The following is a 24,155-nucleotide window of genomic DNA, read 5'->3' as shown; positions in this document are numbered from 1 at the left end:
GAGGGATACGCGATGACCCTGGCCGATCCCACCACCGAGGATGCTGGGCGCCGGGCGCCGGTACACACCCGGGCACTCATCATCGGGACCGGATTTTCCGGCCTAGGCATGGCCATTGCGCTGCAGAAGCAGGGTGTGGAGTTCCTCATCCTGGAAAAGGCCGACGAGATCGGCGGGACGTGGCGGGACAACACCTACCCGGGTTGCGCCTGCGACGTACCGTCGCACCTCTACTCGTTCTCGTTCGAACCGAAGGCCACCTGGAGCCGACTGTTCTCCCCGCAGCCGGAGATCCTGGACTACCTCAAGGGCGTCACCGACAAGTACGGTCTGCGTCGCCATATCCGGTTCGGTTCGAAAGTGACCCGCGCGGCGTGGGACGACGAAGAGTTCCGCTGGCATGTGTTCACCGAAGACGGCCAGGAATATGTGGCCCAGTTCGTGGTCTCCGGAGTCGGTGGCCTGCACATCCCACGCCTGCCCGATATCGAGGGAATCGACGAATTCGCCGGTACCGCATTCCATTCCGCGCAGTGGGACCACACAGTGGACTTGACCGGTAAGCGGGTCGCGGTGATCGGAACCGGCGCCAGTGCGATCCAGATCGTGCCCGCGATCGTCGACCGGGTCGCTGAACTGCAGCTCTATCAACGCACCCCAGCGTGGGTCGTACCGGTGCCGCATCATCAGCTCCCGGATGCGGTGCGACAGGCGTTCGCGGTGGTGCCCGGACTGCGCTACACGGTGCGGGCAGCCATCTACTGGGCGCTCGAAGGCGTCGGATTCGCGATGACCAAGCGCCCCGGCCTGCTGCGCCTGATCGAGGCGGTCGGCAAGCTCAACATCCGTCGACAGGTCCGCGACAAAGAGCTGCGCCGCAAGCTGACGCCGCAGTACCGGGCCGGTTGCAAGCGAATTCTCTACTCCGGCAACAACTACTACCGTGCGGTGGCCGACCCCAAGACGACGCTGGTGACCGACCGGATCACCCGCATCACCCGGGACGGCATCGTCACCGCCGACAACGTGGAACATGCGGTCGACGTCATCATCTACGCCACCGGATTCCATGTCACCGACTCCTACACCTACGTCGGCATCACCGGTCCGAACGGAGAGGATCTGGTAGAGCGCTGGAACCGAGAAGGGGTCCAGGCGCACCGCGGCATCGCCGTGGCGGACATGCCCAACCTGTTCTTCCTGCTCGGTCCCAACACCGCGCTCGGTCACACCTCGGTGGTGTTCATGATCGAGTCGCAGATTCGCTACGTCGCCCAGGCGATCGCCGCCGCCGACAAGGCCGGCGCGCAGGCGTTGGCGCCCACCCGCGCGGCCCAGGACCGCTACAACGCCGAGTTGCAGGACAAGCTTGCCGGCTCGGTGTGGATCACCGGCGGTTGCAACAGTTGGTATCTCGACGAACACGGCGTCAACCGGACCCTGTGGAGCGGGATGACCTGGCAGTACTGGCAGTCCACGCGCTCGTTGCGGGCGGGCGAGTACCGGTTCTCCGGAGTGGGCTGACACGACACGCAGACACAACTTCTTGTGTTGCCGTGGGTTGTCGGCCCCCAGGGGTAGTGTCAGAGGCCTAGATTTCGGCGGGTGAAATGGGGTTCTGGTGTCCGAAAATGTGAAGCTGATCGACCGCACTTCGGCGATCAACTGGAACCGGGTGCAAGACGACAAGGACGCCGAGGTCTGGGACCGCCTCACCGGCAATTTCTGGCTGCCGGAGAAGGTGCCGGTCTCCAACGACCTGCCGTCGTGGGGGACTCTGACCGCTCACGAGAAGCAGCTCACCATGCGGGTGTTCACCGGACTGACGCTGCTGGACACCATCCAGGGCACAGTCGGGGCGGTCAGCCTGATTCCGGACTCGCTGACCCCGCACGAGCAGGCGGTCTACACCAACATCGCCTTCATGGAGTCGGTGCACGCCAAGAGCTACAGCCAGATCTTCTCCACGCTGTGTTCGACCAGTGAGATCGACGACGCGTTCCGCTGGTCGGAGGAGAACCCCAACCTGCAGCGTAAGGCCGAGATCGTCATGCAGTACTACCGGGGTGACGAGCCGCTCAAACGCAAGGTGGCCTCCACGCTGCTGGAGAGCTTCCTGTTCTACTCCGGCTTCTACCTGCCGATGTACTGGTCGAGCCGGGCCAAGCTGACCAACACCGCCGACATGATCCGGCTGATCATCCGCGACGAGGCGGTGCACGGCTACTACATCGGCTACAAATACCAGCGCGGCCTGGCCCTCGTTGACGAGGCTAAGCAGGGTGAGCTCAAGGAGTACACCTACGACCTGCTCTACGAGCTCTACGAGAACGAGGTCGAGTACACCCAGGACCTGTACGACGACGTCGGCCTGACCGAGGACGTCAAGAAGTTCCTGCGCTACAACGCCAACAAGGCGTTGATGAATCTCGGTTACGAGGCGCTGTTCCCGCGCGAAGAGACCGACGTGAACCCGGCGATCCTGTCGGCGCTGTCACCCAACGCCGACGAGAACCACGACTTCTTCTCCGGTTCCGGATCGTCGTACGTGATCGGCAAGGCCGTCGTCACCGAAGACGAGGACTGGGAGTTCTGATTTAGCGGGGCGCTGCCTCGCTGCGGCCGACGTCGTTCGGCGACCACAGCAAGACCTTGTAGGGCCGGCTCGGTGAGCCGGTCCTACGGGTTTTGCATGAGTTCTGCGACGGGCACGCCAAGCGCATCGGCCAGGTCGAATAGCCGCTCGTAGAGCAGGCTGCGCCGGCCGTGCTCTACGTCGATCAAGACGTTGCGGGTAACCCCCGACTTCAGCGCCAGGGCTTCTTGGGTGATGCCGAGTTCGGTTCGCAGCGTACGGATTCGGAAGCCGACGTCGATGCGTCGCTGCGCCCATGCAGCAGCCCGCACGGGATCGGTCTGTCCGGGGCGTGTGGGCACCTGTACCACTAATCGGACAATGGCCGCGATTGTCTGCCCTACTAGTATTACATTCGTCGGGATTGGGGTGCCCCCAGGTTCGCCAGGGCTAAAACCAAGGATCTTTGAGGAAGGCCGTTCCGATGAGTCGTCGTCACGGGCAGCGTTGCCCTGGCCGGGTGGGCAAGCGGGTTCGCGCGCAACGGGTGCCCGGTGGCGGTGGCGCCGGCTGCGCAGGCCGAGGGCTTCGATTGGCTCGACTTGTCGGGCCTGGACGGCCCGGAGTCGGTGGCCGCCGCGACGAACCCAGCAATGACGGTCAATGAGCCGGGCTGAAGACCGCCGTCGAGCGCGGCGTCGATTTCGCAAAAGCCCGTAGGCACCGGACCGACCCAAGCACTTGGCTGATCCACTTGGCATGAGCGCATGTGCGGGACCGTAGCGGGCACGGCCGACAATCCCGATCGGATATGCCGCGGGATTCATTCGCCCCGCGCCGCCTTCGGTCCCGTGTTTACATAGCCGAATGACGGTTGCGGCCAACCCGGAAACCAGAATCCAGCAGCTCGTCAATCTGTTCCTGGCCACTTGGGTCTCGGTGATCTGCTTCTGGGCGTGGACCCTGATCGGCCCGCTGTCGACGCGGTACACCGCCGCGATGAAGTTGAGCACCACAGCTCAAGCGCTGATGGTGGCCACCCCGGTCCTGGTCGGGGCGCTGGGCCGCATCGCCACCGGGCTGATGACCGACCGCTTCGGGGGTCGCACCATGTTTATCGGGGTCTCGCTGGCCTCGATTTTCCCGGTGCTGGCGGTCGGGTACGCCGCCAAGATCGGTTCCTATCCGTTGATGCTGGTGTCGGCGTTCTTCCTCGGTGTGGCCGGCACCGTCTTTGCGATTGGAATCCCGTTCGCGAACAACTGGTTTGCGCCCGAACGCCGCGGCTTTGCCACCGGAGTTTTCGGCATGGGCATGGTAGGTACCGCGGTCTCGGCGTTCTTCACCCCGCGGTTCGTGCGGTGGTTCGGACTGTTCACCACCCATCTCATAGTCGCAGTGGCGCTGGCGATTTCGGCGCTGCTGTGTGTGGTGCTGATGCGCAACGGCCCGCGCTTCGTACCCAACACCACCCCGGTGCTGCCGAAGCTCAAGGCCGCCGCAGGGTTACGGGTGACGTGGGAGATGTCGCTGCTGTACGGACTGGTGTTCGGCGGCTTCGTGGCCTTCTGCAGCTACCTGCCCATCTACATCAAAACGGTCTACGATTTCTCCGCGGTCGGCGCGGGGGAGCGCACCGCGGCGTTCGCCCTGGCGGCGGTGCTGGCCCGATTGCTCGGCGGAACGCTGGCTGACCACATCGCGCCCAAATACGTCGTCTTGGCCTCGCTGGCCGGTATCGCGGTGCAGACACTGATCTCGGTGTTCAAACCGCCCGCCGATATCTGGTCGGGACTGACGTTTCTGCCCCTGGCGGTCGCGCTCGGCATCGGCACCGGCGGGGTATTCGCCTGGGTGTCCCACCGTGCCCCGGCCGGTTCGGTCGGCTCGGTCACTGGGATCGTCGCCGCCGTCGGCGGGCTGGGTGGCTACTTCCCGCCGCTGGTGATGGGCGCTACCTACGATCCGGTGCGCAACAGCTATGCGGTGGGATTGCTGCTGCTGGTTGCCACCGCGGTGATCCTGTTCGGCTACACCGCAGTGTTTTTGCGCGCGCAGGAACCCATCGCGGCACAATTACCTTCGGATACAAGGAGCGCATGATGACGACAAACGCCGACGCCACCACACCGCGCCGTTCTCGAGCGTGGATCATCGGAGCCGCGATCACCGCCCTGCTGGGCCTGTTCTTCGCGTTCGACAGCATTCCGAAGATCCTCGGCGTGCCTTTCGCCCGGGAAGCCACCGAAGGCTTGGGCTTCTCCCCGGACAAGACCGCGGTGATCGGCTGGGTGCTGCTGGTATGCCTCGTCGTCTTCCTGATTCCGCGCACCGCCGTGCTGGGTGCGCTCGGCCTGACCGCCTATCTCGGGGGCGCGGTGACGATGAACCTGCATGCCGACAAACCACTGGCGGGCTTCGTGTTATCCGGGGTGTATGTCGGCATGCTGGTGTGGATCGGCCTCATCTTGCGGCGACCGGAGCTGCTGCGCGTGTTGGGGCTTCGGCGCGACTGAGCGCCTCAGCGGGGAGGTAGCTGCTCGAGCAACTCGTCGAGGAATCCGCCCGCCTCACGCCCGGCCGCTTCGACGTCGGCCGCGGCGATCGCCTCCACCAGGCCCCGGTGTCGGATCTGGTCTGCCTGCACCGGTTTTGCGCTCGTCGTGGCGACACTGGCCATGAGCACCTCGGTGAGCCCGCAGTACAACTCGGTCAACACCGGATTGTGCGAGCAGCGAACCACCGCGAGATGAAAATCGGTGTCGGCCCGGACGAACTCTTGGTGTCGGCCCTGCTGCTGGTGGCAGTCGCGGCGATCCAACAGTGCGCGTAGCTCTGCTAGATCCTCCTCGGTGCGGGCGGCGGCCGCCAGGCGTGCCCCTTCCACCTCCAGACAACGCCGCACCTGAAGCACGTCGCGCAGCTGCGGGCCGCACAACCGACGTACCGCGCCGGACACCTCGCTGGTGGCGCGCACGTAGGTGCCGTCGCCCTGGCGGACCTCCAGGATGCCGCTGTGGGCCAGCGCCCGGACCGCCTCACGCACGGTATTGCGGCCGACGCCCAGCGCATCGGTGAGCTCGGGTTCGGTGGGGATTCGCGTGTCGATCGGCCATTCCCCGCTGGTCACTGAGGCACGTAGCTGCTCAATCACCTGATCTACCAAGCCGGTGCGGCGGGTGGTGACCAACGGCACAGGTTCCTCCCTTCATCCAATCATAGGATGTATGCGATCCTACTTTAGGTGACCCGCACCGCCCGCAACGAAACACTCGGCCAGTACGAGCACGACCTCGAACTGGAACTCGAGGGCGCCGCCGAATTCCGGCCGGCGACGATGGTGGCCGGCGGTGCACTGCTGACCGTTGCGGTGGTGTTGACCGCACTGAACCTGCGCCCGGCGATCACCAGCGTGGGGCCGCTGCTCCCGGAGATGCGCGGAGCATTGGGCGTCTCGGACACCTGGGCCGGCGTCCTGACCACGTTGCCCGGTCTGTGTTTCGCCGCAGCCGGGCTGGCCGCGCCGTGGCTGTCCCGGCGGATCGGACTGGGGCGCACGGTTTCGGCGGCGCTGCTGATACTCGTTGCGGGACTGCTGATCCGGGTCTGCGACGGACCCTTTGTGGTGCTCGGCGGAACGCTGGTGGCGACCGCCGGAATCGCCTTGATCAACGTGCTGATCCCGGTGATCATCCGGGGATCCTTCCCCGCGCAGGTCGGGCTGATGACCGGGGTCTACACCGCGGCACTGCAAGGGGGAGGGGCCTTGGGCTCCGCGGTCACCCCGGTGCTCGACGGCGCGCTGGGCGGCTGGCGCGCAGCCCTGGGGGCCTGGAGTGCGCTCGCGCTGCTGGCCTTGGCGGCTTGGGTGGTGGGGGCCCGCGGATTCGACCGGCCCGCCGTCGCACCCCCGGCCACGACGAAGGGCCGGTCGCTGTTGCGCAGCAAGCTGGCCTGGATCGTCACGCTGTTCTTCGGCACCCAGTCCCTGATCGCCTACGTGGTGATGGGCTGGCTGCCCGAGGTGCTCATCGACAACGGCACAAGCGAAACGCGCGCGGGCCTACTGCTGGGCCTGATCTCGCTGATCGCCGTGCCCATCAGTCTGATCGTCTCGCCGCTGGCTGCCCGTCGCGACAGTCAAAGCGGATGGATCGTCGGACTGGGAGTGCTCGGGATGGCCGGAATTGTCGGTCTGCTGATCGCGCCCGCGGCCGCACCACTGCTGTGGAGCGTGCTGGTGGGCCTGGGGATGAGCGTGTTCTCATTGGCGCTCACCGTGATTGCGCTGCGAGCCCGCGACGCACAAGACACGGCGAGCCTGTCGGGGATGGCACAGGGCTTCGGCTACCTGCTCGCCGGTATCGGCCCGTTCCTGTTCGGTCTGTTGCACCACGTCAGTGGTGGATGGACGGTGCCGTGGTTGATGATGCTCGCCGTCTACCTGGTGCAGACTGCGGCGGGCGCACTGGCCGGGCGCAATCGCTACGTCTAAGCAGCCCTCGCCGAACGTGTACTGAGACCGGGGGTTTTGCGACTTTTTCGATCTCGGTACACGCTCGGCGAAACGTTGGGCGTCAGGGCTGGCGCAGCGACTCGGTGTCGATGACGAAGCGGTAGCGCACGTCGGACGCCAACACCCGCTCGTAAGCGGTGTTGATGTAGTCCGGCTCGATGACCTCGATCTCGGGGCGCACACCGTGCTCGGCGCAGAAGTTCAACATCTCCTGCGTCTCTGCGATGCCACCGATCAGCGAGCCGGAAACGCTGCGCCGCATCCGGACCAGCGGGCCGGGCGGCACCGCCAGAGCGTGCTCGGGCATGCCCAACTCGACCAGCGTGCCGTCCAATGTGAGCAGGCCCAGATATGCGCCCAGGTCCAGGCTGGCCGAGACCGTGTTGAGGATGACGTCGAAGGTGCCACGCAGCTTCTTGAAGGTCCCCGGGTCGCTGGTGGCATAGTAGTGCTCGGCGCCCAGGCGCAGGCCGTCCTCCATCTTCTTCAGCGACTGTGACAGCACTGTCACCTCGGCGCCCATCGCCACCCCCAGCTTGACGGCCATGTGCCCCAGGCCGCCGAGGCCAATGACCGCAATCCGCTTGCCGGGACCGACATTCCAGTGCCGCAGCGGCGAATAGGTGGTCACTCCGGCGCACAGCAGGGGAGCGGCGGCGTCCAGGGGAATCTCGTCGGGGATGCTCAAGACGTAGTTCTCGTCGACGACGATCGCGCCGCTGTAGCCGCCCTGGGTGGGCTGCCCGTCGCGGCCGACGCCGGCATAGGTACCGATCATGCCGCCGCCGGTGCAGTACTGCTCAAGCCCGGCCTGGCAGTTGGGGCACTCGCGGCAGGAGTCGACGAAGCAACCCACGCCGACCCGGTCGCCCACCTTGAACTTCGTCACCTCGGAGCCGACAGCCGTCACCACGCCGGCGATCTCGTGGCCGGGAACCAGCGGATACTGCGGAGCGCCCCACTCGGCCTTGACGGTGTGGATGTCGGAATGGCAGATCCCGGCGAAATGAATGTCGAACGCCACGTCGTGCGGGCCGGGGTCCCGGCGGGTGATCGTGGTCTTGCTCAGGGGGTCGGTTGCCGACGTAGCGGCATAGGCGGAAACGGTGCTCATAGCGGAGATTCCTCTTCAGATATGCATCGACACGTAAAAACATAGCTTAGCAAAGTTATTTGCTGAAAAGCGTGTCCCACGGGCGTGAGATCGGTCACCGCAGGCGTCGGGGGCAGGGACGCCGGATCAGTTGATCGGCGCGTTCACCCAGCGCAGATCTTCGGCCACGCCGCGCGCGGCGACCGGTCCCTGCCCGGTCTGCCACACCTCGTTGTTGACGACGAAAACCCGGCTGTCACGGTTGGCCGCAAGCCGTCGCCAGGCGACGCTGTCGAACACGGTGGCAGCCCGCGCCTTCACTGCTGGCGAGGCGAACGACACGTAGACGACGTCGCCGTCGGCCGCCGAGAAATCCGCCCGGCCGGCCAGATCGGCATCGTTAGCTGGGATCTCGATGTAGGGCCGATCGGTGAAGCGCTGCGACGGTGGGCGGTCCACCCCGACGGTCTTGAGCACGCTGGCAGCGAAGCCGGAGGCCCCGTACACCCGCACGCTGTTGTCGGTGAACTCCACCACCGACACCTGGAAGTGGGTCGCGTCGCTGACCTCACGGGTTTCAGCGGCGTACGCGCTGAACCTCTCGAGCACCTCGTCGGCGGCGCCGTTGCGTGCCGTCGCGGCGCCCACAGCGCGCACGTTGTCCTCCCACGCCGAACCCGGCGCCCCGCTGAACACGGTGGGGGCGATCGCGGCCAGCTCCGCATATCCGGGTGTCAGGCCCTGTGCACCCAGGATCAGATCCGGATGCAGCTCGGCGATGGCGCCGGTATCGGGGTTGCTGGCCGAGCCCACGGCCGCGACACCGTGCACTACCGAGCCCAGGTACGACGGTTGCTTGTCCGCCCCGTCCGATAGTGCGGCGCCGACCACGCGGGACTGCAGGCCCAGGGCGCACAGCGTGTCGAGCTGATCGCCGGAGAGCACTACGATGCGTTCCGCCTGCTCGGGGACTTCGACGCTGGCCGGCTCCACCTCGGCCGCGTTGTGGGCCCAGCGCATGGCGGGCCCGGGGTCCGGGTGCGCAGGCTCAGCCGCGCACGACTCGTCGGGGCGACGATCATTGCCGAGCACGCCGGCCCCGGCGACCATCGTCGTCGTGGTGGAGATCGAGGTCGTAGCCGTTTCGGCGGTATCACCCGCGCATCCGGCCGTCGTGAGCAAGGTCACGGCAAGCGCTACTGCGGACGCCGCCCGCCTGTCCACCCTGGTCACGCCGTGACGTTAACACCCACGGTGGTGCACCTCTTGAGGAGACGAATACGACAGTTTGTAGGAGGCCTATACCGACAGGGCGATGCTCGGGGTTAGGATTCGACCAAGTTCCCGGGATGCCCATGTTTGGAGGAATCTTGACCGCCGAAGCACCCCCGCGCGCAGAACTCGAGGCCAGTCGGCCCTTCCCTGCGTTGATGGGCCCCAAGGGCAGCCTGCTGTACAAGATGATCACCACCACCGATCACAAGCTGATCGGCATCATGTACTGCGTCGCCTGTATGGCCTTCTTCTTCATCGGCGGCCTGCTCGCGCTGCTCATGCGTACTGAGCTGGCGGTGCCGGGCCTGCAGTTCCTGTCCAACGAGCAGTTCAACCAGTTGTTCACCATGCACGGCACGGTGATGCTGCTCTTCTATGCCACCCCGATCGTGTTCGGGTTCTCCAACCTGGTGCTGCCGCTGCAGATCGGCGCCCCGGACGTGGCCTTCCCCCGCCTGAACGCGTTCTCGTTCTGGCTGTTCCTCTTCGGCGCGACCATCGCCCTGGCCGGCTTCATCACCCCCGGTGGCGCCGCCGACTTCGGCTGGACCGCCTACACACCGCTGAGCGACGCGGTGCACTCCCCGGGTGCCGGCGGCGACCTGTGGATTATGGGCCTGGCCGTCGGTGGTCTGGGCACCATCCTCGGTGCGGTCAACATGATCACCACGGTGGCGTGCATGCGTGCCCCCGGCATGACCATGTTCCGGCTGCCGATCTTCACCTGGAATATCCTGGTCACCTCGATCCTGGTGCTGATCGTTTTCCCGTTGCTGACCGCGGCGTTGTTCGGCTTGGCCGTGGACCGTCACCTGGGCGGGCACGTCTACGACTCCGCCAACGGCGGCGTGCTGTTGTGGCAGCACCTGTTCTGGTTCTTCGGCCACCCCGAGGTGTACATCATCGCGCTGCCGTTCTTCGGCATCGTTAGCGAAGTGTTCCCGGTCTTCGCCCGCAAGCCGATCTTCGGCTACGTCACCCTGGTGTACGCAACGTTGAGCATCGCCGGACTGTCGACGGCGGTGTGGGCGCACCACATGTTCGCCACCGGTGCGGTGCTGCTGCCGTTCTTCTCGCTGTTGACCCTGATGATCGCCATCCCGACCGGGCTGAAGTTCTTCAACTGGATCGGCACCCTGTGGCGCGGCCAGCTGACCTTCGAGACGCCGATGCTGTTCGCGCTGGGCTTCATCGTCACGTTCTTGGCCGGTGGCCTGACCGGCGTGATGCTGGCCAGCCCGCCGCTGGACTTCCATGTCAGCGACAGCTACTTCTTGATCGCGCACTTCCACTACGTGCTGTTCGGCACCATCGTGTTCGCGACGTTCTCCGGGATCTACTTCTGGTTCCCGAAGATGACCGGCCGGCTGCTTGACGAGCGGCTCGGGAAGCTGCACTTCTGGTTGACCTTCATCGGGTTCCACACCACGTTCCTGATCCAGCACTGGCTGGGCAACATGGGTATGCCGCGCCGCTACGCCGACTACCTGCCCACTGACGGTTTCACCGCGTTCAACATCGTGTCGACCGTCGGCGCCTTCATCCTGGGCTCGTCGATGATCGCCTTCACCTGGAACGTCTTCAAGAGCTGGCGTTACGGCGAGGTCGTCACCGTTGACGACCCGTGGGGTTACGGCAACTCCCTGGAGTGGGCCACCAGCTGCCCGCCGCCGCGGCACAACTTCACCGAGCTGCCCCGGATCCGTTCGGAGCGCCCGGCTTTCGAGCTGCACTACCCGCACATGGTCGACCGGTTGCGGGCTGAGGCACACGTCGGCCGTCACCCCGGTGACGAGCTGTACGAACCCGCAAACGCTTGATGAGCCCGCTGGGGGAGAGGCGGCGCCCGGTCGATCCGGGCGCCCGTCACGGGTGAGCACGGTCAAGGTGCCGGTGTTGATCACCGTCACCGGTGTCGATCAGCCCGGCGTGACATCGGCCCTCTTCGAGGTGTTGTCGCGCTACCAGGTGGAGTTGCTCAACGTCGAACAGGTCGTGGTTCGCGGTCGCCTCACGCTGGGCGTGCTGGTGTCCGCAGAGCCGACGGTGGCTGACGGATCTGCATTCGCCGACCAGGTCACCACCGCGATTCGCGGTGTGGGACTCGACGTCACGATCGAACGCAGCGACGACGCCCCGATCATCGCGGCACCTTCCACACACCGGATCGTGGTCTTGGGGCGGCCAGTGGCCGCCACGGCCCTGGGCGCACTTGCTCACGAGATCGCCGAGATCGATGCCAACATCGACATGATCCGTGGCGTTTCCGACTACCCGGTGACCGGGCTGGAACTGCGGGTTTCGGTGCCGGAAGGTGCCGACGGCCGGTTGCAGTCCGCGCTGAGCAGGGTCGCCGCGGAGCAGCAGGTCGACGTGGCGTTCCAAGATGCCAGCCTGTCGCGCCGGACCAAGCGCCTAATCGTGTTCGACGTCGACTCCACCCTGATTCAGGGCGAGGTCATCGAGATGCTCGCCGACCGGGCCGGTGCCGGGGACGCGGTCGCCGCGATCACGGAGGCCGCGATGCGTGGCGAACTCGACTTCGCCGAATCGCTGCACCACCGGGTGTCGACCCTCGCCGGTCTGCCCGCCAGTGTCGTCGACGAGGTCGCCGAACAGATCGAGCTGACTCCCGGTGCCCGCACCACGGTGCGCACGCTGCGCCGCCTCGGTTTCAAATGCGGGGTGGTGTCCGGTGGCTTCCGGCAGGTGATCGAGCCGCTGGCAGCCGAGCTGCAGCTCGACTTCGTGGCGGCCAACGAGCTGGAGATCGTCGACGGCAAACTCACCGGCCGAGTGATCGGTCCGGTGGTGGACCGGGCCGGCAAGGCCGACTCGTTGCGGGAGTTCGCCGCCCAGGCGGGGGTGCCGCTGGAGCAGACGGTGGCTGTCGGCGACGGCGCCAATGACATCGACATGCTGTCGACGGCGGGCCTGGGTGTGGCGTTCAACGCCAAGCCGGCGTTGCGCGAGGTGGCCGATGCCTCGCTGAGCTACCCGTATCTGGACACGGTGCTGTTTTTGCTCGGGGTCACTCGCGCCGAGATCGAGGCCGCCGACGCGCATGACGGGGTGCTGCGCCGCGTCGAGATCCCGCCGGTCTAGCGGCGATCGCGAGCGTGGCGGAGCCGGGCGCGGCGGGTCGCCGCCATGGACCGCGGCGTTACAGCAACGCCCCGATCAACGCCAACGGCAGGAGCCCGGCGGTGGCGGCGAGCGGTATCCCGATGGCGTCGAGGAGGTCGCCGTCAGCGATCTCGGACGTGAAGACGTTGTAGCCGTACTCGGGCAGCGTGAACAGCAAGGCGCTGAGCATGTCCAGCGGCGGGTAGCCCGTATGCGGCGGGAACGACCCGAAGAGGTCGTCCCACGTGGTGGGCACCGTAACTCCGACAGAGGTCTCTCCACCGTCCATGATGCCGCCCAGGCTCGCCAACTGTTCGGCCCACTCCGGCATTGAGTAGACGTAGTTGGCCGGATCCATCAAGGTGTTGAAGGCGTCGGTGATGCCCTTTTGCACGCCGTCGAAGAGTGCTTGCGGAACCTGTTGCAGGACACTGAAGTCGGGCAGGAATCCGATGCCGGTGGGGGTGTCCGCGAATTCCGGGCTCCAGCCGTGCTCGATGTTGCCGTATCCCAGATTCACCAGCACTCGCAGTGCCGGATCAAGCAGATCGACTAGCGGGTTGCCGATGTAGGGCAGCAGCTGCAGCGGAGCCAGCAGCGGCAACGTGCTGGAGGGGATCATGTAGTAGTCGGTCAAGAGATCGGGGCTCGACGTCGGAAGGGGCACCGCGTTGGCGATGTCCTCGGGACTGAGCCCCAGATAGGCCGTGTGCGCGAAGATGATGCCCATAACGGCGTTGATCGTGGACAAGAAGTTGAGCGAATACTGCGGAAAATTGGCGAAACCGTCGTACTCGGTGGTGTAGACGGTGGTGGGGAAAAGGTTGGCGGGCGCTGCGCCACTGAATGTCATTCCGACGCTGGGCAGTTCCGGATACGTCCCTGTCGGAAGGTCGAAGCGGGACAGCATTCCGCCGTTGGGAAGGCTCTCGTTGCCGATCAGGACAAAGTGCACGTAGTCGCTGGGCACGCCCTGGTCGGCGAGTTGTTGCATGACTAGCGACGAGATCACCGCGCTTTGCGACCACCCGAACACCACGACGGGGTTGTCGGCGTCGACCTGGCCGCCGGCGATCTGGCCCAGGATCGCGGCCTCCAGGACCTGGATGCCTTCATCCACCGAACTGTCGAAAGTCCCGGTGAACGCGCCCAGGAACGGGTACAGCGTTTCGGGGGTGGTCAGGATCTGGGTGGTGCCGGTGAAGCCGAGGGGCGCCAGGTAGAGCTCGTTGACCAGATCCGCGTAGCCGGGGCCGGGCGTGGGCATACCGCTGCCGCCCATGATCAGCGCGGTCCCGCCGCCTAGCGGCAAGCCGGCGCCGGTGAGCTGGACAGCCTGGACCGCCGGCACCGCGGCGCCCGCGGGGGAGGGGCAGACGATGAGACCGGCACTGACAATCCCGACCGCGACAGCACTGGAAATACGGACCATCGAAGCTCCCTGAAATAAACCCAAAGTATTGATGAGCGTGAACCGTGCAACACATTACAACAGGGCCACCTGGAGTAACTGGCAAGAACATCGATCGAAAATGCGCCCTGGCTGTCGTACCCCGGTCGGTCGTCGCGGAGCCGGGATACGGCACGATAGGACCGTGCCCGATACCGGACGTTCCGCTCCCGCAACCGGGGCCGATCAGGATCTGTTGATCCACTTCGAGGGCATTTCGCTGTGCCGTGACGGGCGCTCTCTGGTGGGGCCGCTGGACTGGTCGGTCGAACTCGACGAACGTTGGGTGATCATCGGGCCCAACGGGGCGGGCAAGACGTCGTTGCTGCGGATCGCCGCCGCCACCGAGCACCCGTCCTCGGGTGTGGCCTACGTGTTGGGCGAACAGCTGGGCCGGGTCGACACCACGGAACTGCGGGCCCGGGTCGGACTGAGTTCCTCCTCACTGGCGCAGCGGATCCCAGGCGGGGAAACGGTCAGCGACCTAGTCATCTCGGCCGGCTACGCAGTGCTGGGACGGTGGCGGGAACGCTACGACGCCGTCGACCACGAGCGGGCGGTCGATCTGTTGGAGAGCCTGGGCGCCGAGCACCTAGCCGATCGCACCTACGGCACTTTGAGCGAAGGCGAACGCAAGCGGGTGCTGATCGCCCGCGCCCTGATGACCGACCCAGAACTGCTACTGCTCGACGAGCCGGCGGCCGGCCTGGACCTGGGCGGGCGCGAGGAACTGGTGGCGCGGCTGGGGGATCTGGCCGCCGACCCGGACGCGCCGGCGATCGTCCTGGTCACCCACCATGTCGAGGAGATCCCGGTCGGATTCAGTCACTGCCTGCTGCTGGCCGAGGGCCGCGCGGTGGCTGCCGGCCTGCTCGAGGACGTGCTCACGGCCGAGAACCTGTCGGCCACGTTCGGCCAGTCGATCTCCCTGGATGTCATCGACGGGCGCTACTTCGCGCGCCGGACCCGTAGTCGAGCAGCCCACCGGAGGCGCGCATGAACGAACCCCAACAACCTTTGCCGACGCGACCTGCTGCGACAGTGATGCTGGTACGCGAGGACGCCCCCGGCGGGCAGGGCCTCGACGTGTTCCTGATGCGCCGCCACGCCGCGATGGAGTTCGCCGCCGGGGTGATGGTGTTTCCCGGCGGTGGAGTCGACGACCGTGACCGCAGCACCGAGATCGCCTGGCACGGGCCCGAACCGACGTGGTGGGCGCAGCGTTTCGGAGTCGACGTCGACCTGGCCGCGGCCCTGGTGTGCGCCGCCGCACGCGAGACTTTCGAGGAATCCGGGGTGCTGTTCGCCGGCCCCGCCGATGATCCGAACCGGTTGGTCTCCGATGCGTCGGTCTATGCCGAGTCCCGGCGAGCCCTGAACGCCGGCGAGCTGTCGTTCGCCGACTTCCTGCGCACCGAGCATCTGGTGCTGCACGCCGAGCTGCTGCGGCCCTGGGCGAACTGGGTGACGCCGGAGGCCGAACGCACCCGCCGCTACGACACCTACTTCTTTGTGGGCGCACTACCGGTCGGGCAGCGCGCGGACGGCGACAACACCGAATCCGACCGAGCCGGCTGGCTCACGCCCGAAGCCGCGATCGAAGACTTCGCGGCCGGGAACAGCTTCTTGCTGCCGCCGACCTGGACGCAGCTGGATTCGCTCATCGGCCGCAGCATCGAGGCCGTGATGGCGGTGGAACGTCAGATCGCGGTGGTGCAACCGAACCTGGCGCGTCGCGGCGACAACTGGGAGATCGAGTTCTTCAACTCCGACCGTTACAACGCAGCGCGCGGGACGCGATGGCCCGGATGAGCGAATTCGTATCGGTGCACACCTGCGCCGAGGAGCCGGGGGTGGCCACCCTGGTGATCTCTCGGGCACCGACCAATGCCATGACCCGGCAGGTCTACCGGGAGATCGTCGCGGCTGCGGCCGAGGCGTCGGCACGCGACGACGTCGCCGCTGTGGTGTTGTACGGGGGCCACGAGATCTTTTGCGCCGGTGACGATGTGCCCGAACTGCGCACGCTGATCGCGGCCGAGGCGCAGGTCTTCGCTCGCGTGCGCCACGATGCCGTGCAGGCGGTGGCGGCAATCGGAAAGCCGACGGTGGCGGCGATCACCGGCTACGCGCTGGGGAGTGGTCTGGCGCTGGCGCTGGCCGCGGACTGGCGAATCAGCGGCGACAACGTCAAGTTCGGAGCGACTGAGATTCTGGCCGGCCTGGCTCCCGATGGTGGCGGGCTGGCTCGGCTGGCTCGAACCATCGGTGCCAGCCGCGCGAAGGAGTTGGCCTACAGCGGCCGGTTCTTCGATGCCGAAGAGGCGCTGGACCTGGGGCTGGTCGACGACATGGTCGCACCCGACGGTGTCTACGAGGCTGCGATTGGCTGGGCTCGCCGTTTCATTGATACCCCGGCGCAGGCGTTGGCCGCCGCCAAGGCCTCGATCGACTCCATCGAGACGCTGCCTCCGGCAGATCGGGCCGCCGCCGACCAGCGCCGCTACGGTGAGCTGTTCGCCGCCGGCATCGGCCCCGCGGGGGAACGCTCTTAGGCGCCACGCCACAACGACTTGGGGCAGTGACGGTTTCTTTTCAAGTTTTTATCAGCTAACGTCCAGTCAGCGGCGAGGGCCGCGACGATCCCGGCGTTAGGAACCCACCATGCAGTCACCTGCCATCCGTCCCTGGACCGCCGCAGCCGTCGCACTGCTGGGCGCGGGCGCCGTTGTGGCTGGTCCGGTCGTGATGCCGCAGGCCGGAGCCGTGGCGGTCGATATTCTGCTCGCGGCTCAGGACGTCACGGACATCACCATCGACCTGATCCGCCACGGTCAGTCTCAGGACAACGCCGACGGCATCCTGGGCACCCTTCCGCCGGGCGCTCCGCTCACCGAACTCGGGGAGCAGCAGGCGGCTGCGGTGGCTCCGTTGATCGATGCGGCATTCCCGGGCGGACTTGCCGGCATCTACGCGTCGGAGTTCGTTCGCGCGCAGGACACCGCGCAGCCGTTGGCTGGTCTGCTGGGAATGGACGTCTCGATCCTCGCCGGGCTCAACGAGATCAATGCGGGATGGTTCGAGGGGCACGATCTCAACATCCTCACCGAGATCGCTTACGCCCTACCGACATTCATGTGGGCCTTGGGGCAGTACTGGGTGCCGATGCTGGGATCCACCATCGACCCCAACGGGGTTGCGTTCAACGACCGCGTCACCGAGGCGATCGACGCCATTTACAACAACACCGTCTCTGACGAGCAGAACCCGCTGAGCGACGCGGTGTTCGCCCACGCCGGAACGATCTCGATCTGGACGTTGATGAACGTCAAGAACCCTGACTTCGGGCTGGTCCTCAGCGAACTGCTCGACACTCACAGTCCACTGGCCAACACCGGCCAGGTTGTTATCGAGGGCAACCCCACCGACGGCTGGACGCTGGTCCGCTGGGGCGGTCATGACGTGGCCGAGACCCCGGACCTATTCACCGGACTGTTCGTCGACTGGCGGGATCTGAACGTCGCGCCGCAGATCGCGACCTGGCACATCCTGGAGGCGTTGCAGGGCGGGGACGAGGCCGAAATCGCTGCCGCCGTACAGAGCGGGTTTGATCAGGTTCTCGGCGCTCTCATCACCTTCCCGCAGGACGTGTTCAACACCATCGCCGGCGCGCTCGGCGTTTAGCGCACGACGGCGGAATTCGGCGGATTAAGCATTGACATAAGAAAAACAACGGGATATTTTCAGCGAAGCATTGCGCTACGCGCCGGAGCGTAACGGAACTTACGGAATCGCTGAAGGAGAAGGTCATGCAGCACACCCGCCCGTGGATCACCGCCGGGGTCACCCTTGTCGGCGCCGGCCTCGTGGCCGTCGCCCCGGTGGCTCCGATAGCCGGGCCGCTGCCCGCCCTCAAAGTGCCTAACATCCAGCTGACCGCAACGGACATCCTGCTGGATCTGGTCCGGCACGGGCAGTCGACGGAGAACGTGACGGACTACATCGGGACGACGGCGCCGGGTGCGCCGCTGACCGCAGATGGCGAGCAGCAGGCGATCACTGTCGGCGAGCAGCTGTACAACGGCGGCGACAACAATATCGGCGGGGTGTGGGCTTCGGACTTCCTGCGCGCCCAGCAGACGGCCTGGCCGCTAGTCCAGTTGCTGGCGGGCAACAGCAACTACGACCAGATCCCGGGCGGCCCGACACCGTTGCTCGACCCGAGCCAGATCCTGTCCGGGCTCGGCGAGATCAATGCCGGGTGGCTGGAAGGACAGAGCGGCACCATCCCCGGCCTCCTCTATCTCCTGCCCACCATCGCGTGGATGACCGGGGCCTACTGGGTGCCGATGCTGGGCTCGGGCATCAACCCCAACGGGATGGCGTTCCAGGACAACTACAGTGGCGCCCTTCAGACGATCTACGACGCCAGTACGGCAGAGGGCGACAGCAGCGGGACCGATGTGGCGTTTTCGCACGGCGCGGCGATCATGGCGTGGACGATGATGAACGTCAAGAACCCCGATTGGGGGCTGTTCTTGCAGACGCTGGCCAATGACCACGGGATACCCAACACCGGACAGGTCGTGGTCGAGGGCAACCCCACCGACGGCTGGACGTTGGTCAGCTGGAACGGGCAGGACGTGGCGGCGAACCCGGGGCTGCTCACCGGGCTGTTCGTCGACTGGCGTGACCTGGTCGTGGCGCCCCAGATGGCTGGCTGGCACATCTGGGAGGCCATCCTGGGCGGCGACCCGTCCGACGTCCTCGCTGCATTGCAGACCGGCTTCAGCGACGTCTTCTCGGCGCTCGTGGAGTTCCCGCAGGCGGTGATCGACACCATCACCGGATCGCTGGGCGACGCCGCGGGCAGCGGTGCGGGGGATGCGATGGGTGACCTGCTGGGAGCTCTGGCGATCTGAGCCGCGTGCGGAGCCGGGCGTGGCGTTCCCCCCGCTGCGCCCGGCTTCGCCGTGCGAAGAGCACCTATTAGGCTGACCTACCATGACCAGTACGGACCCGACGCCGAACCCGCACGCCACCGCCGAGCAGGTGGAGGCCGCCCGGCATGACAGCAAGCTCGCTCAGGTGCTCTATCACGACTGGGAGGCCGAGCAGTACGACGAGAAGTGGTCGATCTCCTACGACGAGCGCTGCATCGACTACGCCCGGGGCCGCTTCGACGCGATCGTGCCGGCCGCCGACAGGTCCGGGGAAGCGCCGCTGTATGACCGGGCGCTGGAACTCGGCTGCGGCACGGGATTCTTCCTGCTCAACCTGATGCAGTCCGGCGTAGCGCGGCGTGGCTCGGTCACTGACCTGTCGCCCGGCATGGTCAAGGTCGCCACCCGCAACGGTCAGGCCCTCGGTCTGGACGTTGACGGTCGGGTCGCCGACGCCGAGGGCATCCCGTATGAGGACAACACCTTCGACCTGGTGGTCGGCCACGCGGTGCTGCACCACATTCCCGACGTCGAACTGTCGCTACGCGAGGTGGTCCGGGTGCTCAAGCCTGGTGGGCGGTTCATCTTCGCCGGCGAGCCCACCACGGTCGGCAACTTCTACGCCCGGCGGCTGGCCGACCTGACCTGGAAGACCACGGTCGCGGCGATGAAGCTCCCCGGGATGGGTTCCTGGCGCCGGCCGCAGGAGGAGCTCGACGAGAACTCCCGCGCCGCTGCCCTCGAGTGGATCGTGGACCTGCACACCTTCGAGCCACGCGATCTGGAGCGGATGGCGAGCAACGCCGGCGCGGTCGACGTGCAGACCGCCAGCGAAGAGTTCACCGCCGCCATGCTGGGCTGGCCGGTGCGGACTTTCGAGTCGACGGTCCCGCCGGGCAAGCTTGGCTGGGGCTGGGCGCGGTTCGCCTTCGGCAGCTGGAGGGGCCTGAGCTGGGTGGACGCCAACATCTGGCGCCGGGTGGTGCCCAAGGGCTGGTTCTACAACCTGATGATCACCGGGGTTAAACCGTCCTGACTGCGGGCTTCAGATTTGAAGTCGACGACGTCGGCTATCTGAGCTCGCCGGTGGGGGAAGCCCACCTGGCCGAGGTTGCCGGCTTCGCGCTCACCGACGCCACCCGGATCGCCGACATCGCTGCCCTGCGCGGCCGCTTCGGCGCCCGCACGTCCGCCTTGGTCGAGACTGTTCTGCTGCGCCGGCGTGCCACCACAAAACTGGCTGAGCTGCCCGGGACGTCGCGGTGGCTGTTCACCGACGAGGCGCTGCAGCAGGCCAGCGCCGCGCCGGTGGCACGGCACCGGGCGCAACGCATCGCGGCCGCGGCACCGGGTGCGGTCGTGCACGATGTGACCTGCTCGGTCGGCACCGAGCTGGCAGCGCTATCCGAGCTGCTCGATCGGGTGCTGGGCAGCGACCTTGACCCGGTACGGCTGGCGATGGCGCGCCACAACCTGGGCGGGGCCGCCGTCGTTCGCGCCGATGCTTTGGCGCCGGTCAGCCGCGACACGGTTGTGCTGGCCGACCCCGGCCGGCGCGGCGGCGGGCGGCGTCGTTTCGACCCGACCGACTATCAGCCCGCTCTGGATCGGTTGCTGGAGGTCTACCGCCACCGCGACATGGTGGTAAAGGTCGCTCCCGGAATCGATTTCGACAAGGTGGGGGAGCTCGGTTTCGAGGGCGAGATCGAAGTCACCTCGTGGCGTGCCTCGGTGCGGGAAGCCTGCCTGTGGTCGCCCGGCCTGGCCGGACCTGGGGTGCGCCGCCGCGCGGTGATCCTCGACCGCGGCGAGCAGATCACCGACGCCGAGCCCGACGACTGCGACGTGCGGCCGGCGGGGCGCTGGCTCATCGACCCCGACGGCGCGGTCGTGCGGGCCGGCCTAGTCCGCCAGTACGGCGCCCGGCACGGGCTCTGGCAGCTCGACTCCGACATCGCCTACCTGTCCGGTGACGAATTACCGGACGGTGTACGTGGATTCGAGGTGCTCGAAACGCTGGCCTACAGCGAAAAGCGTCTTCGCCAGGTATTGACGGCACGGGACTGCGGCGCGCTGGAAATCCTGGTGCGGGGCGTACGCGACGTGCAGGGCGACCCGGACGGTCTGCGCCGCCGGCTGCGGCTGCGCGGGACGCAGGCCCTGTCGGTGGTGATCACCCGCATCGGGACGGGAGCCGCGGCGCGGGCGATTGCGTTCGTCTGCCGTCCGTCGCGCTGAGGCGCCCGGTAGGCTGAGATCTTCCGGGGCCATCCTGCTTGCTGCGGCAAGGCGAGACAAAGCGAGACAAACCGACAATGCGCATTCTGGTGGCCACCCTGTTGGCGGGCGGTGCAGTGGGCAGCTGGCTGGGCATGACGGCTCTGCCCTCGGCGGGCGCGGTTTCGCCCTGTGCCGAACTGGGCGGCACGCTCGAGTCCGGGCAGTGCCACGTCCACTCGTCCAACGCCAACTACACGCTGGACATGCGGTTTCCGGTCGACTATCCCGACCAGCAGACCCTGACCGACTACCTGGTGCAGAACCGCGACGGCTTCTTGACCGTGGCCAAATCTCCAGGGTCGCGCGACATGCCCTACGAAATGGACGCCACATCCGAGCAGCACCGTTCGGGTCAGGCCCCCAAAGGCACCCAGAGCGTCGTGCTGAAGATCTTCCAGGACCTCGGCGGCCCGCAGCCGTCTACTTGGTACCAGGCCTTCAACTACGACTTGGCGTCGCGCAAGCCGATCACCTTCGAGACCCTGTTCGCGCCCAACAGCAAGCCGTTGGACGCGATCTTTCCGGTCGTGCAGCGTGACCTCGAACGCCAGACCGGCGTGCCGGCGATCCTGATCCCGTCCGGCTCGGGGATGGACCCGGCGCACTACCAGAACTTCGCCATCACCAACGACGAGGTGATCTTCTACTTCGCGCCCGGCGAGCTGCTGCCGATGAGCTCCGGTGCCACCTCCGTGAAGGTGCCGCGCACCGCGCTCCCGCCACTGGCTGTCTAGACGATCGCGGCGGGGGAGCCGTCGCGATTACGCGGGGGCGAAGCTGAACACCTGACCGGCGCTGGTGGCGACCGCCACCCGCCGGTCATTGCCGACTGACACTCCGACGGGAAACCCGCGCGCTTCGGGCAGTGGATAGCTGTTGAGGGTGTGGCCGTCGGCCGGGTCGAACACCAGCAGCGACAGGCCCGCCGGTCCCAGGCTGGTGCCGGCGACCACGGTGTAGCCCACCTTGCCGGCCAGGCTCGACGAGGACAGTGGCACGGTGTCCTCGCGGCGCCATACCTGCTCGGCGTAGTCCCCGCGGTCGGCGTAGGCAACCAGTTCGGTGTCGGGGCCGCCGCCCGAGACAATCAGTCCGCCGGGCGTCACCGCCGGTGGTGTTTGAGCCAAGAACTTCAGCGGCACTGACCATTTCGCCTTGCCGTCGGCGGCGTCGATCGCCCACAGCCGCTGGTCGCGTCCGTTGACGTAGACCGTGGAACCGTCGGCGGACAGCACGGGGCTGGCCAACACCCCGGCGGCGACGGCATCGCTGCTCCACTCCTGGGTGAGCAGCGGGACGCCGCCCGGGTGATATTTGAGACCGACCAAGCCGGACTCCTTGGCACCCGGCTGCCACAGGCTCACCACCGCGATGTTGCTCTGCGGTGAGAAGGCAGGTGCGGCGGCGACCGGGCAGTCCGGTCGGGCGCCGGCGCAGTCGGACAGTCCGCGCCGGAAGTCGGTCGGGTCGACACCGTCCACCAGATCCAGCGGCGTGCCGACGACCGCGCCGCGGTGCGCGTCGAAGATCAGCACCTGCCCCAAATGGGTCACGACCAGCAGCAGGCCGTCGCCGAGGATCCGGGGCGTGGAGGGCATTCCGATCACCGGTGCACGCCAGCGGATCCATTGGGTGGGCGGAAACGACAGCATGGCACCGGGCTGCCCGACATAGACATTGTCGAAGCCGTCCATCAGCGCGCCGAAGAACCCGCCGCCCTGATGCAGCCGAGTACACCAGCGCTGCCGGCCGCGGTCGGCGTTCTCCCACTGCATCAGCGAGCAACCCGCCTCGGTCTGACCGTTGAGCATCATCCAGCCGTGGACGCCCAAGGCGGGCTGGGCTCCCAGCTCACCTTTGACCGAGCGGATCCAGTCCAGCTGCAGGTCGGTGGCTCCCGCAGTAGCGGTATGACTGCTGTTGGCGGCATCGGCATACTGGGCGGGCCAGCCCGGCGCGGGCGCGGCATCCACCCAGGAATCGGTGTTGGCGCAGCCGCCAAGAAGCCCTGCCAGCGCCACCATTGCGATTCCGGCCAGGACACCACGTCGCCGCAACACAGTGGCAATCCCCAATCCTCGGCCGGTCAGTGAACGAGTCCAGGTGAGGGTAGCGCGTGGCAAGAACGCGCTCGCGTAGGCTTTCCGGCCATGACGACGATGTGGGGTGCTCCGATCCACAAACGCTGGCGCGGTTCGCGCCTGCGTGACCCGCGCCAGGCCAAGTTCCTCACGCTGGCCTCGCTGCGCTGGGTGCTGGCCAATCGGGCATACACACCGTGGTACCTGGTGCGCTACTGGCGGCTGCTGAAGTTCAAGCTGGCCAACCCGCACATCATCACCCGCGGCATGGTTTTTCTGGGCAAGGGCGTGGAGATCCAGGCCACCCCGGAGATGTCGTACATGGAGATCGGCCGCTGGGTGCACATCGGCGACAAGAACACCATCCGGGCTCACGAGGGCTCACTGCGATTCGGCGACAAAGTGGTGCTCGGACGCGACAACGTCATCAACACCTATCTCGACATCGAGCTCGGTGATTCCGTGCTGATGGCCGACTGGTGCTACGTCTGCGACTTCGACCACAAGATGGACGACATCAACGTGCCGATCAAAGACCAGGGCATCATCAAGAGCCCGGTGCGGATCGGCCCGGACACCTGGATCGCGGCCAAGGTCACCATCCTGCGCGACACCAGCGTCGGCCGCGGTTGTGTGCTGGGCGCTCACGCGGTGGTCAAGGGCGTCATCCCCGACTACTCGATCGCGGTCGGGGCGCCGGCCAAGGTGGTCAAGAACCGCAAACTGGCCTGGGAGACCTCGGCCGCCGAGCGGGCCGAGTTGGCCGCCGCGCTGGCCGACATCGAACGCAAGAAGGCCGCCCAGGGCTGAGTCGTG

At 66.7% G+C, this 24,155-nt stretch carries 22 protein-coding genes; 16 read left to right on the top strand and 6 right to left on the bottom strand.

Annotated features, from left to right (window positions below):
* The first annotated feature begins 12 nt into the window (after window positions 1–12).
* Together NM962_00855 and nrdF are read left to right on the top strand one after the other, a co-directional pair.
* Window positions 13–1,524 carry an NAD(P)/FAD-dependent oxidoreductase gene (locus tag NM962_00855; protein ID UVO12749.1) on the top strand — a complete coding sequence of 504 codons (1,512 nt, stop codon included), beginning with the start codon at window positions 13–15 and terminating at the stop codon, window positions 1,522–1,524.
* Between the two features lie 97 nt (window positions 1,525–1,621).
* Window positions 1,622–2,596, top strand: a complete 975-nt coding sequence (gene nrdF / locus NM962_00850) for a class 1b ribonucleoside-diphosphate reductase subunit beta (protein ID UVO12748.1) — start codon at window positions 1,622–1,624, stop codon at window positions 2,594–2,596.
* Window positions 2,597–2,679: 83 nt separating this feature from the next.
* On the opposite strand, the gene NM962_00845 is transcribed toward nrdF, so the two are convergent.
* Complete coding sequence (locus tag NM962_00845) at window positions 2,680–2,937, bottom strand: helix-turn-helix domain-containing protein (GenBank protein ID UVO12747.1); 258 nt, start codon at window positions 2,935–2,937, stop codon at window positions 2,680–2,682.
* A 505-nt stretch (window positions 2,938–3,442) separates the two neighbouring features.
* Between NM962_00845 and NM962_00840 the strand changes: the two genes are divergently transcribed.
* On the top strand, window positions 3,443–4,678 hold the full coding sequence (locus NM962_00840) for an MFS transporter (GenBank protein UVO12746.1): 1,236 nt from the start codon (window positions 3,443–3,445) through the stop codon (window positions 4,676–4,678).
* The gene (locus NM962_00835; protein ID UVO12745.1) at window positions 4,678–5,091 is read left to right on the top strand and encodes a DoxX family protein; all 414 of its coding nucleotides are present in this window, start codon (window positions 4,678–4,680) and stop codon (window positions 5,089–5,091) included. The genes NM962_00840 and NM962_00835 overlap by 1 nt, the downstream gene beginning before the upstream one ends.
* A 5-nt stretch (window positions 5,092–5,096) precedes the next feature.
* Here the strand turns inward: NM962_00835 and NM962_00830 are convergent, their stop codons facing one another.
* The gene (locus tag NM962_00830) at window positions 5,097–5,771 is read right to left on the bottom strand and encodes a FadR family transcriptional regulator (protein UVO12744.1); all 675 of its coding nucleotides are present in this window, start codon (window positions 5,769–5,771) and stop codon (window positions 5,097–5,099) included.
* Window positions 5,772–5,819: 48 nt separating this feature from the next.
* On the opposite strand from NM962_00830, the gene NM962_00825 reads away from it, so the two are divergent.
* Window positions 5,820–7,070, top strand: a complete 1,251-nt coding sequence (locus NM962_00825; protein UVO12743.1) for an MFS transporter — start codon at window positions 5,820–5,822, stop codon at window positions 7,068–7,070.
* Between the two features lie 82 nt (window positions 7,071–7,152).
* Here the strand turns inward: NM962_00825 and NM962_00820 are convergent, their stop codons facing one another.
* Window positions 7,153–8,205, bottom strand: a complete 1,053-nt coding sequence (locus NM962_00820; GenBank protein UVO12742.1) for an NAD(P)-dependent alcohol dehydrogenase — start codon at window positions 8,203–8,205, stop codon at window positions 7,153–7,155.
* 126 nt (window positions 8,206–8,331) lie between these two features.
* Window positions 8,332–9,417 (bottom strand): iron-siderophore ABC transporter substrate-binding protein, encoded by a 1,086-nt coding sequence (locus tag NM962_00815; protein UVO12741.1) that lies wholly within the window; start codon window positions 9,415–9,417, stop codon window positions 8,332–8,334.
* Between the two features lie 137 nt (window positions 9,418–9,554).
* Here NM962_00815 and ctaD point away from each other — a divergent pair, with 137 nt between their 5' ends.
* Both ctaD and serB read left to right on the top strand, forming a co-directional pair.
* Entirely contained in the window at window positions 9,555–11,279 is a 1,725-nt protein-coding gene (gene ctaD, locus NM962_00810) for a cytochrome c oxidase subunit I (GenBank protein UVO14932.1), read from the top strand.
* A gap of 52 nt (window positions 11,280–11,331) precedes the next feature.
* The gene (gene serB / locus NM962_00805) at window positions 11,332–12,564 is read left to right on the top strand and encodes a phosphoserine phosphatase SerB (protein UVO12740.1); all 1,233 of its coding nucleotides are present in this window, start codon (window positions 11,332–11,334) and stop codon (window positions 12,562–12,564) included.
* A gap of 58 nt (window positions 12,565–12,622) precedes the next feature.
* On the opposite strand, the gene NM962_00800 is transcribed toward serB, so the two are convergent.
* Window positions 12,623–14,017 (bottom strand): PE-PPE domain-containing protein, encoded by a 1,395-nt coding sequence (locus NM962_00800; protein UVO12739.1) that lies wholly within the window; start codon window positions 14,015–14,017, stop codon window positions 12,623–12,625.
* A gap of 163 nt (window positions 14,018–14,180) precedes the next feature.
* On the opposite strand from NM962_00800, the gene NM962_00795 reads away from it, so the two are divergent.
* From NM962_00795 to NM962_00760, 8 genes are all read left to right on the top strand, one after another.
* On the top strand, window positions 14,181–15,035 hold the full coding sequence (locus NM962_00795) for an ABC transporter ATP-binding protein (GenBank protein UVO12738.1): 855 nt from the start codon (window positions 14,181–14,183) through the stop codon (window positions 15,033–15,035).
* On the top strand, window positions 15,032–15,847 hold the full coding sequence (locus tag NM962_00790) for an NUDIX hydrolase (GenBank protein ID UVO12737.1): 816 nt from the start codon (window positions 15,032–15,034) through the stop codon (window positions 15,845–15,847). The genes NM962_00795 and NM962_00790 overlap by 4 nt, the downstream gene beginning before the upstream one ends.
* Window positions 15,835–16,590 carry an enoyl-CoA hydratase gene (locus NM962_00785; GenBank protein ID UVO12736.1) on the top strand — a complete coding sequence of 252 codons (756 nt, stop codon included), beginning with the start codon at window positions 15,835–15,837 and terminating at the stop codon, window positions 16,588–16,590. The genes NM962_00790 and NM962_00785 overlap by 13 nt, the downstream gene beginning before the upstream one ends.
* Window positions 16,591–16,699: 109 nt before the next feature.
* Window positions 16,700–17,719, top strand: coding sequence for a histidine phosphatase family protein (locus NM962_00780; protein UVO12735.1), 1,020 nt, complete (start codon window positions 16,700–16,702; stop codon window positions 17,717–17,719).
* A gap of 125 nt (window positions 17,720–17,844) precedes the next feature.
* Entirely contained in the window at window positions 17,845–18,957 is a 1,113-nt protein-coding gene (locus NM962_00775) for a histidine phosphatase family protein (GenBank protein UVO12734.1), read from the top strand.
* A gap of 82 nt (window positions 18,958–19,039) precedes the next feature.
* Window positions 19,040–20,014 carry a class I SAM-dependent methyltransferase gene (locus tag NM962_00770; GenBank protein ID UVO12733.1) on the top strand — a complete coding sequence of 325 codons (975 nt, stop codon included), beginning with the start codon at window positions 19,040–19,042 and terminating at the stop codon, window positions 20,012–20,014.
* Window positions 20,015–20,064: 50 nt separating this feature from the next.
* The gene (locus NM962_00765) at window positions 20,065–21,216 is read left to right on the top strand and encodes a class I SAM-dependent methyltransferase (GenBank protein UVO12732.1); all 1,152 of its coding nucleotides are present in this window, start codon (window positions 20,065–20,067) and stop codon (window positions 21,214–21,216) included.
* 134 nt (window positions 21,217–21,350) lie between these two features.
* Entirely contained in the window at window positions 21,351–21,992 is a 642-nt protein-coding gene (locus tag NM962_00760; GenBank protein UVO14931.1) for an RsiV family protein, read from the top strand.
* 27 nt (window positions 21,993–22,019) lie between these two features.
* On the opposite strand, the gene NM962_00755 is transcribed toward NM962_00760, so the two are convergent.
* Window positions 22,020–23,282 (bottom strand): PQQ-binding-like beta-propeller repeat protein, encoded by a 1,263-nt coding sequence (locus NM962_00755; GenBank protein ID UVO14930.1) that lies wholly within the window; start codon window positions 23,280–23,282, stop codon window positions 22,020–22,022.
* 126 nt (window positions 23,283–23,408) lie between these two features.
* Here NM962_00755 and NM962_00750 point away from each other — a divergent pair, with 126 nt between their 5' ends.
* A complete protein-coding gene (locus NM962_00750; protein UVO12731.1) occupies window positions 23,409–24,149 on the top strand; it encodes an acyltransferase in 741 nt (246 codons plus the stop codon).
* The last annotated feature ends 6 nt before the right edge of the window (window positions 24,150–24,155 follow it).

Origin of the sequence: Mycobacterium sp. SVM_VP21 (assembly GCA_024758765.1) — a bacterium.
In the GTDB taxonomy this organism is placed as follows: Bacteria; Actinomycetota; Actinomycetes; order Mycobacteriales; family Mycobacteriaceae; genus Mycobacterium; species Mycobacterium heraklionense_C.
Note: the sequence above shows the minus strand (reverse complement) of the source record. Positions and strands in the feature narration are given on the sequence as shown.

Bases quoted from the DNA above. Each gene is read 5' to 3' on its own strand.
- NM962_00835 (UVO12745.1), top strand. From the start codon at position 4,678: ATGACGACAAACGCCGACGCCACCACACCGCGCCGTTCTCGAGCGTGG.
- NM962_00840 (UVO12746.1), top strand. From the start codon at position 3,443: ATGACGGTTGCGGCCAACCCGGAAACCAGAATCCAGCAGCTCGTCAAT.
- NM962_00750 (UVO12731.1), top strand. From the start codon at position 23,409: ATGACGACGATGTGGGGTGCTCCGATCCACAAACGCTGGCGCGGTTCG.
- NM962_00780 (UVO12735.1), top strand. From the start codon at position 16,700: ATGCAGTCACCTGCCATCCGTCCCTGGACCGCCGCAGCCGTCGCACTG.
- NM962_00775 (UVO12734.1), top strand. From the start codon at position 17,845: ATGCAGCACACCCGCCCGTGGATCACCGCCGGGGTCACCCTTGTCGGC.
- NM962_00785 (UVO12736.1), top strand. From the start codon at position 15,835: ATGGCCCGGATGAGCGAATTCGTATCGGTGCACACCTGCGCCGAGGAG.
- NM962_00755 (UVO14930.1), bottom strand. From the start codon at position 23,282: ATGGTGGCGCTGGCAGGGCTTCTTGGCGGCTGCGCCAACACCGATTCC.
- NM962_00820 (UVO12742.1), bottom strand. From the start codon at position 8,205: ATGAGCACCGTTTCCGCCTATGCCGCTACGTCGGCAACCGACCCCCTG.
- NM962_00760 (UVO14931.1), top strand. From the start codon at position 21,351: ATGACGGCTCTGCCCTCGGCGGGCGCGGTTTCGCCCTGTGCCGAACTG.
- NM962_00770 (UVO12733.1), top strand. From the start codon at position 19,040: ATGACCAGTACGGACCCGACGCCGAACCCGCACGCCACCGCCGAGCAG.
- NM962_00855 (UVO12749.1), top strand. From the start codon at position 13: ATGACCCTGGCCGATCCCACCACCGAGGATGCTGGGCGCCGGGCGCCG.
- NM962_00800 (UVO12739.1), bottom strand. From the start codon at position 14,017: ATGGTCCGTATTTCCAGTGCTGTCGCGGTCGGGATTGTCAGTGCCGGT.
- NM962_00790 (UVO12737.1), top strand. From the start codon at position 15,032: ATGAACGAACCCCAACAACCTTTGCCGACGCGACCTGCTGCGACAGTG.